The sequence below is a fragment of the Bradyrhizobium sp. in8p8 genome, assembly GCF_000426845.1.
Taxonomy (GTDB): domain Bacteria; phylum Pseudomonadota; class Alphaproteobacteria; order Rhizobiales; family Xanthobacteraceae; genus Bradyrhizobium; species Bradyrhizobium japonicum_C.
This window is the reverse complement of the sequence record NZ_AUGD01000005.1, coordinates 222,162-238,101: the sequence shown is the minus strand read 5'-3', so window position 1 is coordinate 238,101 and position 15,940 is coordinate 222,162. Positions and strand designations below refer to the sequence as shown.

13 protein-coding genes are annotated in these 15,940 nt (G+C 65.5%); 3 read left to right on the top strand and 10 right to left on the bottom strand.

Going from position 1 to position 15,940, the window contains the following annotated elements; all coding sequences use genetic code 11:
* Positions 1-122: 122 nt before the first annotated feature.
* The 5 genes from K408_RS0115890 to rsmH all read right to left on the bottom strand — a co-directional run bounded on the left by K408_RS0115890 (position 123) and on the right by rsmH (position 6,194).
* Positions 123-1,505 (bottom strand): UDP-N-acetylmuramoyl-tripeptide--D-alanyl-D-alanine ligase, encoded by a 1,383-nt coding sequence (locus K408_RS0115890; RefSeq protein WP_024339538.1) that lies wholly within the window; start codon positions 1,503-1,505, stop codon positions 123-125.
* A complete protein-coding gene (locus K408_RS0115885; RefSeq protein WP_024339537.1) occupies positions 1,502-2,974 on the bottom strand; it encodes a UDP-N-acetylmuramoyl-L-alanyl-D-glutamate--2,6-diaminopimelate ligase in 1,473 nt (490 codons plus the stop codon). The genes K408_RS0115890 and K408_RS0115885 overlap by 4 nt, the downstream gene beginning before the upstream one ends.
* An 83-nt stretch (positions 2,975-3,057) precedes the next feature.
* Positions 3,058-4,812 (bottom strand): peptidoglycan D,D-transpeptidase FtsI family protein, encoded by a 1,755-nt coding sequence (locus K408_RS0115880; protein ID WP_024339536.1) that lies wholly within the window; start codon positions 4,810-4,812, stop codon positions 3,058-3,060.
* Positions 4,809-5,201 (bottom strand): cell division protein FtsL, encoded by a 393-nt coding sequence (gene ftsL, locus K408_RS0115875; protein ID WP_024339535.1) that lies wholly within the window; start codon positions 5,199-5,201, stop codon positions 4,809-4,811. The genes K408_RS0115880 and ftsL overlap by 4 nt, the downstream gene beginning before the upstream one ends.
* A gap of 3 nt (positions 5,202-5,204) precedes the next feature.
* Positions 5,205-6,194, bottom strand: a complete 990-nt coding sequence (rsmH, locus tag K408_RS0115870; protein WP_024339534.1) for a 16S rRNA (cytosine(1402)-N(4))-methyltransferase RsmH — start codon at positions 6,192-6,194, stop codon at positions 5,205-5,207.
* A 437-nt stretch (positions 6,195-6,631) separates the two neighbouring features.
* On the opposite strand from rsmH, the gene K408_RS0115865 reads away from it, so the two are divergent.
* Complete coding sequence (locus tag K408_RS0115865) at positions 6,632-7,495, top strand: N-acetylmuramoyl-L-alanine amidase (RefSeq protein WP_024339533.1); 864 nt, start codon at positions 6,632-6,634, stop codon at positions 7,493-7,495.
* A gap of 690 nt (positions 7,496-8,185) precedes the next feature.
* On the opposite strand, the gene K408_RS0115860 is transcribed toward K408_RS0115865, so the two are convergent.
* Positions 8,186-8,899, bottom strand: coding sequence for an alpha/beta fold hydrolase (locus K408_RS0115860; protein WP_024339532.1), 714 nt, complete (start codon positions 8,897-8,899; stop codon positions 8,186-8,188).
* Positions 8,900-8,965: 66 nt separating this feature from the next.
* Positions 8,966-9,394, bottom strand: a complete 429-nt coding sequence (locus K408_RS0115855; protein ID WP_024339531.1) for a DUF983 domain-containing protein — start codon at positions 9,392-9,394, stop codon at positions 8,966-8,968.
* A 79-nt stretch (positions 9,395-9,473) separates the two neighbouring features.
* On the opposite strand from K408_RS0115855, the gene K408_RS0115850 reads away from it, so the two are divergent.
* Positions 9,474-10,844 (top strand): aminotransferase-like domain-containing protein, encoded by a 1,371-nt coding sequence (locus tag K408_RS0115850; RefSeq protein WP_024339530.1) that lies wholly within the window; start codon positions 9,474-9,476, stop codon positions 10,842-10,844.
* Between the two features lies 1 nt (position 10,845).
* Here the strand turns inward: K408_RS0115850 and K408_RS0115845 are convergent, their stop codons facing one another.
* A complete protein-coding gene (locus K408_RS0115845) occupies positions 10,846-11,109 on the bottom strand; it encodes a hypothetical protein (protein ID WP_024339529.1) in 264 nt (87 codons plus the stop codon).
* A gap of 226 nt (positions 11,110-11,335) precedes the next feature.
* Between K408_RS0115845 and K408_RS0115840 the strand changes: the two genes are divergently transcribed.
* Positions 11,336-12,079 carry a sulfite exporter TauE/SafE family protein gene (locus tag K408_RS0115840; protein ID WP_024339528.1) on the top strand — a complete coding sequence of 248 codons (744 nt, stop codon included), beginning with the start codon at positions 11,336-11,338 and terminating at the stop codon, positions 12,077-12,079.
* Between the two features lie 88 nt (positions 12,080-12,167).
* Here K408_RS0115840 and K408_RS0115835 read toward each other — a convergent pair whose 3' ends face one another.
* Together K408_RS0115835 and K408_RS0115830 are read right to left on the bottom strand one after the other, a co-directional pair.
* Positions 12,168-13,967: an ABC transporter ATP-binding protein gene (locus K408_RS0115835; protein ID WP_024339527.1), complete on the bottom strand. Its 1,800-nt coding sequence runs from the start codon at positions 13,965-13,967 to the stop codon at positions 12,168-12,170.
* Positions 13,968-14,346: 379 nt separating this feature from the next.
* Positions 14,347-15,933, bottom strand: coding sequence for a DHA2 family efflux MFS transporter permease subunit (locus K408_RS0115830; protein WP_024339526.1), 1,587 nt, complete (start codon positions 15,931-15,933; stop codon positions 14,347-14,349).
* Positions 15,934-15,940: the final 7 nt, after the last annotated feature.

Below are 15,940 nucleotides of genomic sequence, written 5' to 3'. Positions count from 1 at the left end.
TATCGGCCTCGTGCCTCACACGCATTCGCTGGTCTTTATCATCGGTCGAGCGCGACCTTGGGAGGAAACGCACGGCTCGGTGCCGCAAGGGTGGGATTCGGGAACGGCGCCTTCCAAGCAGTTTACGCCTTTGCCTGCAAGGCGGCCACCAGCCCCGGCACAAACTTGTTGACCCAGAACATCTTCTTGCTGCCCTTGACAACCACGACGTCGCCTGCCTTCAGCAGGCTCGCGACCTCGCTGGGCTTCAGCGTGGCGGGATCGTCATGCCAGCCGAGGCCCTTGCCGGCCGGGAGCACATCATAGAGGTGGCGCATCAGAGCGCCGACGCAGTAGACGGCGTCGATGCCGTCGAGATATTTGGCGAGGCCGGCGTGGTAGCTTGGTGCGTCCTCGCCCAACTCCAGCATGTCGCCGAGAACCGCGACGCGGCGGCCCTCGCCCATGTGGCGGGCCTGGAGACTTTGCAGCGCAGCCGCCACGCTGGCCGGATTGCCGTTGAAGCTATCGTCGATCACGGTGATATCACCGACGGTCTGCTCGACGCCTCGGCCGGTCATGATGCCGACGCGGTCGAGCTTGATCGCCAGCGTCGCAACGTCGAGATGCGCAGCATGAACGGCGGCGAGCGCGGCCAGCGCATTGTGGACCCGGTGCGGCGCGCCAGGGGTGAGGCTGAAGGCGATCTCCTTCTTGCCGATCGCCGCGACGACCTGCCAGCTCTCGCCGTGGGGCGCGTGCGCGACCTCGTGCACCTCGGCATGCTCGCCGCCGAAGCGCACGACCTTGCCCTTCCACTCGGGCGCCTTGAGCCCGGCGGGCAGCACCAGCACACCGTTCTCGGGCAGGCCGAGCGAGATCGACACCTTCTCGCGCCTGATGGCCTCGAGCGAGCCGAGCTTTTCCAGATGCACCGGCTGGACGTTGACGACCAGCGCGACCGTCGGCTGCGTCAACTCGCTGAGCCGCGCGATCTCGCCTTGCTGGTTCATGCCCATCTCGACGACCCAAAGGCTGGCATCTCGCCTGGCATTGCACAGCGTCAGCGGCACGCCCCAGAAATTGTTGAAGCTCGACGGGCTGGCATAGGCGTTCGGATAGGCCGCCAGGAACTCCTTGGTGCTGGTCTTGCCGGCGCTGCCGGTGAGGCCGATCACCGGCCCTTTGAAGCGCGCGCGTGCGGCACGTGCAAGGCGCCACAGGCCATCGATCAGCGTATCCTCCACGACGATCTGCGGAACGCGGATGCCTGGGATCTCGTGCGGCACGATCATCGCGACCGCGCCTGCGGCTTCGGCCTTGTCGGCGAACTCCCAGCCATCGCGCGCGCTGGCGAAGGCGGAGACGAAGCCGCCGCTCGGCGTCCCGCTCAGCGCGACGAACAGGCTGCCCGGCTTCACCAGGCGGCTGTCCTGCGTGACGAAGTCAATGGGCACGTCCGGAAACGATCCGGTAGCGCCAAGCGCTCGCGCGACTTCGGCAATCGTCCATATTGGCGCGCTCATACAACCCTCGACGCTAATGCGGCGGCAACCGCCTCGTGATCACTGAAGGGCAGAACCTCCGTGCCGACGATCTGTCCGGTCTCGTGGCCCTTGCCGGCAATCAGCAATGCATCGCCCTCCTGCAAGTCCTCGATCGCAGCGCGGATCGCAGCAGTGCGGTCGCCGATCTCGCGGGCGCCCTTCGCGGTGGCGAGGATCGCGGCGCGGATGGCTTCCGGCTTCTCGCTGCGCGGATTGTCGTCGGTGATGATGACGCCGTCGGCGTTTTCGGCCGCGATCTCGCCCATGATCGGACGCTTGCCGGCATCGCGGTCCCCGCCGGCGCCGAACACGACGACCAGCCTGCGCTTGGCATAGGGACGCAGCGCCTGCAGCGCCTTCGCGAGCGCATCCGGCTTGTGCGCGTAGTCGACGAAGATCGGCGCGCCGTTGCGCTCACCGACGCGTTCGAGCCGGCCCTTGGCGCCTTCGAGATGTTCGAGGCACGCAAACACGTTTGCGGCATCGCTGCCGGTGCCGATCGCAAGGCCGGCCGAGACCAGCGCGTTCTCGATCTGGAATGCGCCGACCAGCGGCAGCCGGACGGCAAAGCGCTTGCCGCGATGCTCGAGCGTGAGCTTTTGCGAGAAACCTTCGACCACGGCCTCGGTGAGACGGATGCCCTCGCCTGCCGCATCGCCGTTGCGGCCCACCGCCATCACGCGCAGGCCGCGCGCCTTCGCCGCCTCGATCGCTTCGGTCGAGCAATCATGATCGGCCGAAATCACCGCGGCGCCACCCGGCGGCACCAACTCGCGGAACAAGCGGAGTTTGGCCGCGAGATAATGCGCAACGGTCGGATGGTAATCCATGTGGTCGCGCGAGAGGTTGGTGAAACCGCCGGCGGAGACGCGGACGCCGTCGAGGCGGTACTGGTCGAGCCCGTGCGACGACGCCTCGAAGGCGAGATGCGTGACGCCCTCGCGCGCGATCTCATCGATCTGCCGGTGCAGCGCGATCGGATCGGGCGTCGTCAGCGAGCCGTAGACGGTGCGTTTGGACGAGACGAGGCCGATGGTGCCGATGCTTGCGGAGGCATGCCCCAGCCGCTCCCAGATCTGACGTGTGAACGCTGCGACCGAGGTCTTGCCGCTGGTTCCGGTCACCGCGGCAATCGTGGCGGGCTGCGCCGGGAAGAACCTTGCCGCAGCCAGCGCCAGCGCGCGGCGCGGATTGGCCGCCGCGATGAACGGCACCTTCGTCGCCGCAGGCGCATGATCGCCAACGATTGCGATCGCGCCAGCGGCAATTGCGGCGTCGATGAAGCGCGCGCCGTCGGTCTTGCTGCCCGCAAGCGCGAAAAACAGATCACCCGGCTTGACCACGCGGCTGTCGAGCGCAAGCCCGCCCACCTCGAGCCCCGCAACAGCGGGCTCGATGGCGGCATCATGGCCAAGAACATCCTGGCCTAAGAGGTCGCGCAGCTTCATGGTCTTCCAGTCGACATGCCCCTGCCGGAAGGCCGATTCCCGAGGAATTCCGACTCAGCAGGGGCGATGGCCATCCCGGTTGATTACTGGGTTGTCCTGGATGCTGCAAGAATAAGGCGTTCGGCCGGAGGCAGCTCAAACCGCGGCTCGATGCCCAGAAGCGGCGCGATCCGCTCGATCACCTTTCCGCCGGTCGGCACCGCGTTCCAGCCCGAGGTGATGAAACCATGCGTTTCGGGCAGCGCCTGCGGCTCGTCCAGCATGATCAGGACGTGATATTTAGGATCGTCGCAGGGCAGGACGGCGGTAAAGGAATTGAGCACGCGCTTCTTGGCATAGCGCCCGTTCACGACCTTCTCCGACGTGCCGGTCTTGCCGCCAACGTAATAACCTTTGACATCTGCCTTTCTCGCAGAGCCGACTTCGGCATTGAGCCTCATCAGAAACCGCATCTTGTCGCTGGTGTCCGGCTTGATCACGCGCTTGGCCATCGCCATGGCTTCGGCTTCGCTGCGCTTCAAGAATGTCGGCGGAATCAAATAGCCGCCGTTCACCAGCGCGTTGATGCCCATCACGGCCTGCAGCGGTGCCACCGAGAGCCCCTGGCCGAACGCGGCGGTGACGGTGTTCAGCTCGCTCCAGCGTCGCGGCAGCAGCGGCGCCGCGCTCTCGGGCAATTCGGTACGCAGCCGCGTCGTCTGGCCCATTTTGGCGAGGAACGCCTTGTGCGCCTCGACGCCCTGGTTGAGCGCGATGCGCGCCGCGCCGATATTGGACGAGTAGGTGAACACTTCCTTGGTGTTGATGAAGCGCCCGAGCGGATGACTGTCGTGAATCGTGAACTTGCCGTAGTGCAGGTTCCCGCGCGCATCCCACATCGAGTTCAGATTGATCTTCCCGGAATCCAGGCCCATCGCCAGCGTGAACGCCTTGAAGGTGGAGCCCATCTCGTACACGCCGGTGGTCAGGCGGTTGATGCGATCCGGGTCGTGCGCTTCCTTCGGATTGTTGGGATCGAAATCCGGCAGGGACACCATCGCCACGATTTCTCCCGTCTTGACGTTGGAGACGAGGCCGGAAGCGGCCTTGGCGTGGAACTTGTCCTTGGCCTTGAGCAGTTCGTCGCGCAGCGCGTGCTCGACGCGCAAATCGACCGAAAGCTCGATCGGCTTCTGCAGGCGGTCGGTGGCAAAGCCGGCGCGGTGAAGATCGGCCAGTCCCTGATTGTCGAGCCACTTCTCCAGGCCGGCAATGCCCTGGTTGTCGATATTCACGAGACCGATGAGGTGGGCGACCTCGTTGCCGGTCGGATAGACGCGCTTGTTCTCACGCAGGAAGCCGATGCCTGGAATGCCGAGCTTGTGGACGGCCTGCTGCTGCGCCGGCGTCACCTCGCGCTTCAGCCAGACGAAGCCCTTGCGCGTCTTCAGGCGCTCGCGCACCTCGGCCTCGTCGAGGTCGGGAATGGTCGCGGTCAGGAGCTCGATCGCCTCATCCTTGTCGATGATGCGACGCGGCTCGCCGAAGAGGCTCGCCGCCTTGACGTCCGTCGCCAGAATGGCACCGTTGCGGTCGACGATGTCGGGCCGAGCGGTCGCAACCACCTCCTGCGCCGCGGCGCGGCGCGCCCCGTGGGCGTCGGCGCCGATCGCGAACATCACGAGCCGGCCTCCGATCAAGGCGTAGATCGAGGCGAAGGCGACCATCGCAAGTCCCACGCGCGCGCGCGCCTTGGCGGTGCGATCGACATTGCGCCCGTACAGCACGCTGCGGATCAGCCGCTGCCGCCAGGGTTCATTCGACTTCTCGGTCGATCTTGCAGGCGTTGCAGGGCTCATTGCCTGTCCTCGGGTTGAGGCACGGAGCCGGTCACCGTGTCAGGGTCGCTAGCGGCTTCGATGGCGTTGAGCATGGCCCCGATCGGATCGGGCTCGCCCGGCCTGAACATCCGTAGCGGGCGCTCCGGCAGATTCTTCAGCGAGTCGTATTGCGTGCCATTGACCGGCTTGAGGTGCAGATGCCGGTCGGACAGGCCCTGCAGGCGATGCGGGGCATCGAGCTTGGCCCACTCGGCCCGCAGTGCCGCGATCGCGTCGCGCTCCTCGCGGATCTCCGCACGCAGACGCAGTACCTTTTCGGTGCGCGCGGTGGAGTCCATCTTGATCCGGTAGACATGGGCCGCCGCGAAGATCAGCGCGCCGATGACGAGGAGGTGGATGATGCGCATGCGCTAGCCGCCCCTCATCACGTCCGAGAGTTTCGGCCAGGACGATGCCCCGTCGGTCGCGTGCGCCGGCGCCGAAGTGCGCTCGGCGGCGCGCAGCTTTGCGGAGCGTGCGCGCGGATTTTGCGCCACCTCGTCCTCGCCGGCGACGACCGGCCGCCGCGTCAGCAGCTGGAAGCTCGGCGCGATCTGGGCAACTTCCGGCAGATGCCGCGAACCGCCGCCCGTCTTGGAACGCTCGCCGAGGAAATTCTTGACGATGCGGTCTTCCAGCGAATGGAACGAGACGACGACGAGGCGACCACCGGGCTTGAGGACGCGCTCGGCCGCGGCGAGCGCCGTCTGGAGTTCCTCGAGCTCCTCGTTGACGAAGATGCGCAGTGCCTGGAACGTCCGCGTCGCCGGGTGAATGTCCCCGGGCTTCGACCGCACGACCCTGCCGACGAGATCAGCAAGCGCGCGCGTGGTCGTGAACGGGGTCTCCTGACGGTCCGCGACGATGGCGCGGGCGATGCGGCGCGAATGCCGCTCCTCGCCGAAGAGATAGATGATGTCGGCAAGATCGCTTTCGGAGGCGCGCGCGACGACGTCCGCCGCAGTCGGCCCTGTCTGCCCCATCCGCATGTCGAGCGGACCGTCGAGACGGAACGAGAAGCCGCGGCCGGCCTGGTCGAGCTGCATCGAGGACACGCCGACATCCATCACGACACCGTCGATGGTCTCGACGCCGAGCGAAGCGCAGACGTCGGCAAGGTGGGAGAAACGGTCCTCGACCAGCGTCAGCCTTCCGGCGGAACTCTTGACTAGCTCGGCACCACCGGCAATCGCGGTGCGGTCGCGATCGATGGCGATGAGTCGGGTTCCCGGCACGTCCAGAATCGCACGGCTATAGCCGCCGGCACCAAAAGTGGTGTCGACGTAGACGCCGCCCTCGCGCGGAGCGAGATACGCGACGGCCTCACGGCCAAGAACGGGAACATGAGGAGTCGAGCTCATGCGCGTGACCTGAGGATCGCCAAGCCTGACACCCAAGCGAGATCGGCGTGGAACAAGCCCATAACGCCTCGAATGATTGCGCGTCGCGGCGGTTCCACGACAAACCCCTTGTCCAGCATGGTTACCAAGCCCGATCGTCCCGGGCCGCAAACCCAGTGTTCCCAGCAGAATTTGTCGGGCAGCCATGGGATTTCGAGCCAAATACGCTTTGGCCGCCTCCGGACGCGGGTCGGCTCTTCATCCCTCAGTAACGGTCCTTAGCGTTAAGAAAGCGTTGCTCGACTCGTCACAAGTGGAAAGGTGAAGAAAGGGTGATGCTTCATCCACACACATCGCCAAAATGAATCCGTTAACCGCGCCGCGCGATTGCGCGCGATGGACGGTAAAGGAATAGTAAAGAGAAGCGCTTGCCCGCTCTCCATCCACTTGAGCTGTTTATGCCGTCCGGTTCGTCCACGCCGTCTGGATCTGATTCGAAGCGTCCCCGCGTTCTCCCGGTTCCCAAGACCGTGGCGAACGTGCGGACGTTCGAACCCGACTCCTCGATCGTCTCGGACATCATTCCGTCGCCCAATTACGGCGAGCGCAACAAGGGACGGCAGCCCGATATGATCGTGCTGCATTACACCGGCATGCCCGATGTCGAAGGCGCGCTGGCGCGGCTGTGCACGGCGGGCACTGAAGTGTCGGCGCATTACGTCGTGCTGGAGGACGGCCGTATCGTGCAATGCGTACCCGAGGCCAAGCGCGCCTGGCACGCAGGCGTCTCCTCCTGGGCCGGCGAGGACGACATCAACTCGTGCTCGATCGGCGTCGAGATCATCAATCGCGGACATGATTGGGGCTATCCGGAGTTTCCGCTGCGCCAGATCGCGGCCGTGATCGCGCTGTGCCGCGGCATCATGCTCCGCCGCAAGGTGCCGGCCCACCGGGTGCTCGGCCATTCCGACGTCGCGCCCGCCCGCAAGAAGGACCCCGGCGAAAAGTTTCCGTGGCATTCGCTGGCCAATTCCGGCGTCGGCCACTGGGTCACGCCAGCGCCTATCGTCCGGGGCGAAACTCTGATGCTCGGCACCATCAGCGACGCCGTGCTGAGCCTGCAGCAGGCGCTGGCCAGATATGGCTATGGCGTGCCGCTGAACGGCAAATACGACGCCGCGACGATGGAAGTCGTCACCGCCTTTCAGCGTCATTTCCGTCCGGCGCGACTCGATGGCGTCGCGGATCATTCAACGCTGTCGACGTTGCAGGCCCTGCTGGCAAGTCTGCCGCAAGACGCGACAAGTGTCGCGTCGAAGTGACGGGATCGCCGAACGCTGCATCATGACGGGAGCTCTTGCGACGGCTGGGCGCGTCGCGATCTCGACTTGACGAGACTGTCACGAAGCCCCATGCGTACTCCGTCAGTCGGCCGGACGGCCGCTCCGGCAAGTGCCGAAAGGCCGCCGGGGAGGAAAGTCCGGGCTCCCTTGACATGCGGTGCCGGATAACGTCCGGCGGGGGTGACCCCAGGGAAAGTGCCACAGAGAACGAACCGCTTCCTCCTCCGAGGAAGTAAGGGTGAAAAGGTGCGGTAAGAGCGCACCGCGGTTCCGGCAACGGGGCCGGCATGGCAAACCCCACCGGGAGCAAAACCGAATAGGGACGGCATAGCGGGCTGTTCGCGCAAGCGATAACGCCGCGGGGCGATGTCAGGCCCGCCGTCCGGGTAGGTTGCTCGAGGCCATGTGCAAACACGGTCCCAGAGGAATGGCCGTCACGTATCGTTCGCGCAAGCGGGCGGTGCCCTACAGAACCCGGCTTACAGGCCGGCTGATGTTCTAAGGCGTTTTCGAGCGACGTGGACTTCCGGTTCGCGTGAGGAAAACGCGTCTTGCTGACGAAGCAGCGAGGGGTTCGGTGCCAACCGCATCGGACCCCTCACCATTTTCACCGAGCGCGCAAAATACCAGTGTCGTGCGCACCACGAGCCCCGAAATGACGGCCGCTGGCTAAGCGACGATCTTCTCCAATACCGCCATCAGCGCCTGCGGCGCGGTAACATTCGGCGCATGGCTGGCGTCGAGCTCGAAATAGCGCCAGCCGTGCTCGTTCTTCGTCCGCCTCGCGAACTGTCCGAACACGTCGCCCGGCGGAATGCGCGTGCAATAGATGTAGCTGCGCGGCATCGCCGGCTCGCCGTGTTCGAGCCGCAAGCGCGCCTCGAAGCACTTGATCGGCATCGGGACACGGCGCGCGTAGAGCCAGTCGAGATCGGCTTGCGGTGTGTCCGGAGGCGGCGGGTTCGGCGCAATGCGATAGCCGTCGCCGTCTGCAACCGCCTTGCGCATCGGCTCGCGCCCGCTTTCGTTGAGATCGAACAGCGACTGGCCGTCGCGCGGCACGAAGGCGTCGAGATAGATCAGCTGAGTCACGCGCTCGCGCATGCGATCAGCGACGCCGGTCGCGACCATGCCGCCATAGCTGTGGCCAAGCAGAACGATGTCGCTCAAATCCTCGAAGGCGATGACGTTGAGGATGTCCTGGATGTGCGTATCCAGGTCTATCGCGGGACTTGCGAGATGGGCGCGCTCGCCGAGCCCGGTGTAGGTCGGCGCCACCAGGCGGTGCCCGGCTTGTGCCACCAGCGGATGCATCTTCTTCCAGGCCCATCCGCCGGACCACGCGCCATGACAGAGCAGGAAGGTCTTCGCGCGTGCGGCCATCGGCGTTTCCATCGTTCTTGGTTGTGCGATGGAGTGTAGCGGCCGGGCGCGCGATGTAAACGCCGCTCAGGCCGCGCGCGTATCCGCTTTGACCAGCACCGGTGCAAGCTCGCCGCCCTCGCGCCGCAGCTTGCCCGCCTCGAAACCGTGCATTCCGAGCTGCCATTGCAACCCGACGATGGCGCCCTTGGTCGGCTGCAGAAGTGCGAGCGAGGCGATCAGCGTCACCGGGAGCCACACCGCGAGCTGGAGCCATTCCGGCGGCGCGTAGGCGGTCTCGACCGCGAGGATCCCCGGCACCACGAGATGGCCGACCACGACCATCACGAGATAGGCCGGAAAGTCGTCTGCGCGCTGGTGAAACAGCTCCTCGCCGCAATGATCGCAGGCGTGAGCCACTTTCAGGAAGCGGCCGAACATGTGCCCCTCCCCGCAATTGGGACATTTGCCGCTGAATCCGCGCCACATCGCCTTTGCCAGGGAGACTGTCGCCATGACCACACCTCTTCCTTTTCGATGATCCATACAATAATGTCTTGTATCCATACATTCAAAGGATATGGGCCTGATTTGCATGGGCTGGATCCCTACAATCTCCGAACTCTCGGGTCCGCGCTACCAGCGCATCGTCGAGGCCATGGAGGCCGACATCGCTGCCGGCCGGCTGGTACGGGGCCAGCAGCTCCCGACGCAGCGCGCGCTCGCAAAAGCACTCGGCATCGACCTCACCACGGTGACGCGCGCCTACACCGAGGCGCGGCGCCGCGGCATCATGGAAGCCCGTGTCGGCCAGGGCTCGTTCGTTTCGGAGACCAGCGCGCGCCGCTCGGTCGACCTGCCGCATCCGGTCTCGATCGACCTCTCGATGAACGTACCGCCGCATCCGCTCGAGGCGCAGCTCGACGAGCGCATCACCGCGGGCATGGAAGCCATCCGCGCACAATCGGGCCTGACCGCCTATCTCAATTATCAACCGCCCGGCGGCAGCCTCCATGAACGCGAGGTCGCGGCGCGCTGGCTGCGCACCCGCGTTCCGCACGCGCAGGCCGACAGGCTCGCGATCTTTCCCGGCGCACAGACGATCCTCTTCAGCCTGCTCGCCCAGCTCGCGCGGCCCGGCGAAACCGTACTGACCGAAGCCCTGACCTTTCCCGGCGTCAAGGCGGCCGCCGCGCGGCTCGGCATCAAGCTGGTCGGCGTCGCCATGGATGAAGCCGGCATCCTTCCCGACGCGCTGGCCAAGGCGTGCCGCACGCACCGGCCGAAGGCCGTCTATCTGATTCCGACGCTGCACAATCCAACCACCGCAACGCTTTCCGACGAACGCCGTGGTGCCATTGCAAGGATCGTTCGCGACACCGGTACGATCCTGATCGAGGACGACGCCTACGGCCTGCTCGACCGCTCGGCCTCGCCGATCGCAAGCCTCATTCCGGAGCGGACATACCTTGCGACCACACTATCAAAATGCATCGCGCCCGCGCTGCGCGTTGCCTACCTTCTGACGCCCGACAGCGGCGCGCAGCGGGACATGCGCATGTCCTTGCAGGCGACCGTGCAGATGCCTGCGCCGCTGATGGTGGCGCTGGTGACGCATTGGATCGAAAGCGGGATTGCCGATCGCATCATCAGCGCCATTCGCAGCGAGGCGATCGGCCGTCAGCAGCTCGCGCAACGCACGCTGAAGGGTTTTCAATTGCTGGCCAAGCCTGCCGCACATCATCTGTGGCTGCGGCTGCCCGAGGGCCGGCTGGACATCGCGGCAGATCTCCTGCGAAACGGTCTTGCCGTCGTCGCAGGCGATGCCTTCACCGTCGACGGGGCACCGCCGCATGCGGCACGTGTCTCGCTGGGCGCGGCACGGAACAGATCGGAATTGACGGAGGCGCTGCGCATCCTGATCGGCGCGCTGCAGAAGCCGGCCGACACGAGGCAGATCGTCTAGATCATCGACGATGACGGCGGTGGCCGGAGCGCACCTCCGGTGTCATCGATGACGGATGGGCCTGCGATGCATACGCATCGGCAGGCATCCCCCGCTGGCCAAGAGCCGCACGCGCCGCCGGCGTGAGCTGGCCGCCATTCAGGACATCGCGGTCAGGATGAGCGGCCTGATAGGCCGCAGGCTCGGAAAACTGAGCCAGGGCCAAGGTCGGCGCCAACGCCACCGCGAGCAGCGCGGCTGCAGCGGCAATCCTGGTAAGGGTCATCGCCGTTCTCCATATCGCCTACAGGACTGGCCGATCCGGACGAATGATCGCATCGGGTGGTCCGAGGATTGAAGTACGGCCGTCATGTAGGCGCGTCTTTCGCGAATGCCCGAACCCCGCAGATCACGCTTGCGTGCAGCATGGATTGACCTGCAAGGCAGCAGGCATGTTATGCGAGCGCTGGCGATCACCACTCGGGATCGTCCCTTGCCACAAGGCTAATCTGTTGGAAACGCTCACCTACATCCTGCTGCTGTTCGGCGCTCTCGCCGGTGGCTTCGTGTCGGGACTTGCCGGGTTCGGCACCGCGCTGATGGCGCTCGGCATCTGGCTCTACGTCCTGCCGCCCTCGCTGGCGGTACCGCTGGTGCTGATCTGCTCGGTGATTGCGCAGACCTCGACGCTGCCCTCGATGTGGAAGAGCTTCGATCTCTCGCTGGTCTGGCCGTTCCTGATCGGGGGCCTGATCGGCGTACCGCTGGGCACCATGATGGTCGCCTCGGCCGATCCGAAAGTGTTCAAGCTCAGCGTCGGTGTGCTGCTCCTGCTGTTTTCGAGCGCGCTGTACCTCAACAAGCGGCCGCTCGCCTTCAAGTTCGGCGGCCGGATCGCGGATGGTGCGATCGGCTTTGCCGGCGGCATCCTGGGCGGACTCGCCGGCCTGTCGGGGCCGTTGCCGATCCTGTGGGCCAACATCCGCGGCTGGAACAAGCACGAACGACGCGGCATCTTCCAGCTCTTCAATTTCACGGTGCTCGCCACCGCGCTGGTGCTGCAGACGGCATCGGGCCTGGTCGAACTGAAAGTGGTCTGGCTCGCCCTGGTCGCCTTTCCGGGCACCCTGATCGGCACATGGACCGGCGCGCGCGTCTATCACGCCCTGAGCGACAAGCACTTCGGCGACGTCGTGCTTGGCCTGTTGTTCCTCTCGGGGCTCGGTCTCGTCTGGAACAGCCTGGGCACGCAGTAAAGCGCGATGACATGAGGATCGTCATCGCGCTTTCTCATTCCCACCTCCGGCAGCGGCGCGTCGGAAGATTCGCCCCGCCGCCGGGGCCTCATTCCGCTGCCGCGATCCGTCCGAGCTCCACCACCTGGCGCTCGAACAGGCCGCGATAGATGCCGCCCGGCCTGGCTGCGAGCATCGCATGCGTGCCTTGCTCGACGATCTCGCCGCGGTCGAACACCAGGATGCGATCGAGACTCTTCACGGTCGACAGGCGATGGGCGATCACGATCGAGGTGCGGCCGTTCATCAGCCGCTCCATCGCCTCCTGGATCAGCGCCTCCGATTCCGAATCCAGGCTTGAAGTCGCCTCGTCCAGGATCAGCACCGGCGCATCCGCAAGGAAGGCGCGCGCCAGCGCGACACGCTGACGTTCGCCGCCCGACAGCTTCACGCCGCGCTCGCCGACCAGCGTGCCATAGCCCTTCGGCAGGCGCAGGATGAAGTCGTGCGCGTTGGCTAGCCGCGCCGCCTGCTCGATCGCCTCGAGGCTGGCGCCGGGCCGGCCATAGGCGATGTTCTCGGCGAGCGAACGATGGAACAGGATCGGCTCCTGCTGCACGATCGCGATCTGGCTGCGCAGCGACTGCTGCGTGGCCAGCGCGATGTCCTGCCCGTCGATCAGCACGCGGCCGCCGGTGACATCGTAGAGCCGCTGCACCAGCTTGACGAAAGTGGTCTTGCCGGAGCCGGAGCGGCCGACGAGCCCGACCCGCTCGCCGGCGCGGATCGTCAACGACAGCCCGTCATAGAGCGGCGCGCGATGGCCGCCATAGTGGAACGTGACGTCGTCGAACACGATCTCGCCGCCTTCGATCGAGATCGGCCGCGCGTCGGGCGCATCGGCAATTCCGATCGGCTCGTCATGGATCGCCACCAGCTCGTCCATGTCGTTGACCGAGCGCTGGAGGTTGTTGATGTGCATGCCGACGTCGCGCAAGTACGCGTGGATGACGTAGTAGCTCGTCAGCACATAGGTGACGTCGCCGGGCGAGGCGTGACCCGACATCCACAGCAGCACCGACCCGCCGATCACGGACGCGCGCAGGCACAGCAGCAGGGACAGCTGCGCCATCGCCGTGTAATTGTAGCGATACCAGGTCCGCCGCACGCGCACGCGCCAGCGGTTGATGACGCGGGCGAGCCGCGTGTCCTCGCGCAGCTCCGCGCCGAAGGACTTCACCACGGCATTGCAGGTCAGCGCATCCGCAAGCGTACCACCCACCTTGGTGTCCCAGGCATTGGAGACGCGTGCGGCCGGCGCAATGTAGCGGGTCGAGAACACCACAGTGATCGCGACGTAGACGATCGCCCCGACCGCGATCACGAGGCCAAGCGAGGTCCAGTGCACGCCGATCAGGATCATCGAGCCGACCAGCACCAGCAGCGACGGCGCCAGCGCCATCAGGATGGTGTCGTTGAGCAGGTCGAGCGCCCACATGCCGCGGGTGATCTTGCGCACGGTGGATCCGGCGAAGGAGTTGGCGTGCCAGTCGGTCGAGAAGCGCTGCACGCGCGTGAACGCGTCCTGCGCGACGTCGGACATGATCTTCAGCGTGAACGGCACGATGGCTTGAAGACCGACGAGCCGCAGCACCATCGAGGCCGCGCCCAACGCCACGATGGCGCCGAACGCGACCAGCGCGGCGTGCCGCGCATCGGGGTCGGACGGGCCTCGCGTCAGCGCATCCACCAGATGCCCGGAGAATACCGGCATGAACAGGTCGGCAATGGTCGCACCCAACAGGCCGCCGGCCACTACGAGGCCGCGCCCGGGCTGCTTCAGCCAGTGCCGGAATACGAAGGGCAGCACCACGCGAATGGCGGCAGGCTTTTTTGACAGAGCGGTCATGACATCATCCGGCCGCGCGCGCGGGCCGGCTCCATCGATGGACGCAGACCGGCCGCGAGGGCCCGGACGGCGTCACTCAAAACTGACTTTGACTTGGGGAGCGGAGCGATCGGGACGCCTGGTCTGAACCTCGGCCCAATCGAAGCTGGCGGAAGAGGCCTCTAGCAGGCCGCGTACATTCCGAGCCGAGCGATCATCGAGCGCGGGCGTACGATCTGCGAATGCGACGAAACCATGCAAATCCCTCCCGGTCCGAATGAATGAGGTGCGCTTTATAGATGTGCCGTTTTCGATTGGCAACGGGGCTCGTGCGAGATCACGCACGAGTGTTGCAGATGGGTGCGCAGGCCTTCGCCACGCTCAAGCTCGGATCGCGCCCCTAATGCGCGTCGCCGCCGGCGCCGAACGGCGAAGCCGGTCTGTCCAGCAGCGCGACCAGCAGGCTGAGGCCGAGATAGAACACCGCCAGGATGAGGAACGCGTCGCCGAAGCTCATCACCACGGCCTGGCGATGCACGATCTGGCTGAGCTGCTTCATCGCCATCAGCGCGGAATCGCCGAGCCCCTGGAACTTCTGCATGAACATGGTCAGGGTTTCGGTCGCGGTGGCATTGCCCCAGGTCACGCGCTCCTGGAGGCGCGCGATGTGCAGGTCGGTACGATCATTGAGCACGGTGTTGATGACGGCGAGGCCGACCGCGCCGCCAAGATTGCGCATCAGGTTGAACAGGCCGCTCGCGTTCTTCACTTTCTCGGGCGGCAGCGTGCCGAGCGCGACGTTGTTGGTCGGCACCATCGCGAACATCATGCCGATGCCGCGCAGGATCTGAGGCACCAGCAGCTCGTAGAAGTCGTAATCCCGGGTCATCCACGTCATCTGGTAGGAGCCGATCGCGAACACGATGAGGCCGAAGGCGATCATGTAGCGCATGTCGACCTTCGCCATGAGGCGGCCGACCAGCGGTGCGACCAGGAACATGGTGATGCCGGAGACGAACATGGTCTCGCCGATCATCAGCGCGCTGTAGCCCCGCACCTCGGCGAGATAGCGCGGATAGATGTAGGTCAGGCCGTAGAGGCCGATGCCGATGCAGAATTGCAGCGTGCATCCGACGGCGAAATTGCGATCGGAGAAGGTGCGCAGATTGACGATCGGCTCGGCCGCCGTGAACACGCGCCAAAAGAAGGCGACCGCGGAGAGCCCGCAGATCCAGGCGCAGATCGCGACCGAGGTATCCTGCATCCATTCATATTGCGGTCCTTCCTCCAGCACATATTCCAGCGTGCCGAGGAAGCCGGCCATGAACAACAGCCCCCACCAGTCGAAGCGGTCGAGCAGTTCGAAATGCGGCTCGTCGAAATCGACCAGAGCCAGCACGCCGATGGTGATGCCGATACCGGGCACGACATTGATGAAGAACAGCCAGTTCCACGACATCAGGTCGGTGATGTAGCCGCCGACCGTCGGGCCGATGGTCGGGGCCAGCGTCGCGACCAGTCCGATGATGGGCCCGACGATGTGGAACTTGGTGCGCGGGAACACGGTGTAGGCCGAGGCGAATACGGTCGGGATCATGCCGGCGCCGAGAAAGCCCTGGAGCGCGCGCCAGAGGATCATCTCCTCGATCGTCGTGGCGAGGCCGCAGAGCAGGCTTGCGGCGGTGAAGCCGGCCGCCGAGATCGCGAACAGCAGTCGCGTGCCGAAGGCCCGCGACAGGAAACCCGAGAGCGGGATCGCGATCACCTCGGCGATCAGATAGGCGGTCTGAACCCAGGAGACCTCGCTGGAGCTCGCCGACAATCCGGCCTGAATCTCGCTGAGGGAGGCCGACACGATCTGGATGTCCAGGATCGACATGAACATCCCGAACACCATGATGATGAACGCGAACAGCCGCTTCGGCGCGATGCGGTCCGAGGCGGGATGCGCTATCACGGCAGATGAAGCGGTGGCGGCGTCGGCCATCGTCCGA

Coding starts and splice junctions, on each gene's coding strand:
- K408_RS0115860 (WP_024339532.1), bottom strand. CDS start 8,899: ATGGCCGCACGCGCGAAGACCTTCCTGCTCTGTCATGGCGCGTGGTCC.
- K408_RS0115830 (WP_024339526.1), bottom strand. CDS start 15,933: ATGGCCGACGCCGCCACCGCTTCATCTGCCGTGATAGCGCATCCCGCC.
- K408_RS0115850 (WP_024339530.1), top strand. CDS start 9,474: ATGGGCTGGATCCCTACAATCTCCGAACTCTCGGGTCCGCGCTACCAG.
- K408_RS0115845 (WP_024339529.1), bottom strand. CDS start 11,109: ATGACCCTTACCAGGATTGCCGCTGCAGCCGCGCTGCTCGCGGTGGCG.
- rsmH (WP_024339534.1), bottom strand. CDS start 6,194: ATGAGCTCGACTCCTCATGTTCCCGTTCTTGGCCGTGAGGCCGTCGCG.
- K408_RS0115890 (WP_024339538.1), bottom strand. CDS start 1,505: ATGAGCGCGCCAATATGGACGATTGCCGAAGTCGCGCGAGCGCTTGGC.
- K408_RS0115835 (WP_024339527.1), bottom strand. CDS start 13,967: ATGACCGCTCTGTCAAAAAAGCCTGCCGCCATTCGCGTGGTGCTGCCC.
- K408_RS0115880 (WP_024339536.1), bottom strand. CDS start 4,812: ATGAGCCCTGCAACGCCTGCAAGATCGACCGAGAAGTCGAATGAACCC.
- K408_RS0115855 (WP_024339531.1), bottom strand. CDS start 9,394: ATGGCGACAGTCTCCCTGGCAAAGGCGATGTGGCGCGGATTCAGCGGC.
- ftsL (WP_024339535.1), bottom strand. CDS start 5,201: ATGCGCATCATCCACCTCCTCGTCATCGGCGCGCTGATCTTCGCGGCG.
- K408_RS0115885 (WP_024339537.1), bottom strand. CDS start 2,974: ATGAAGCTGCGCGACCTCTTAGGCCAGGATGTTCTTGGCCATGATGCC.
- K408_RS0115865 (WP_024339533.1), top strand. CDS start 6,632: ATGCCGTCCGGTTCGTCCACGCCGTCTGGATCTGATTCGAAGCGTCCC.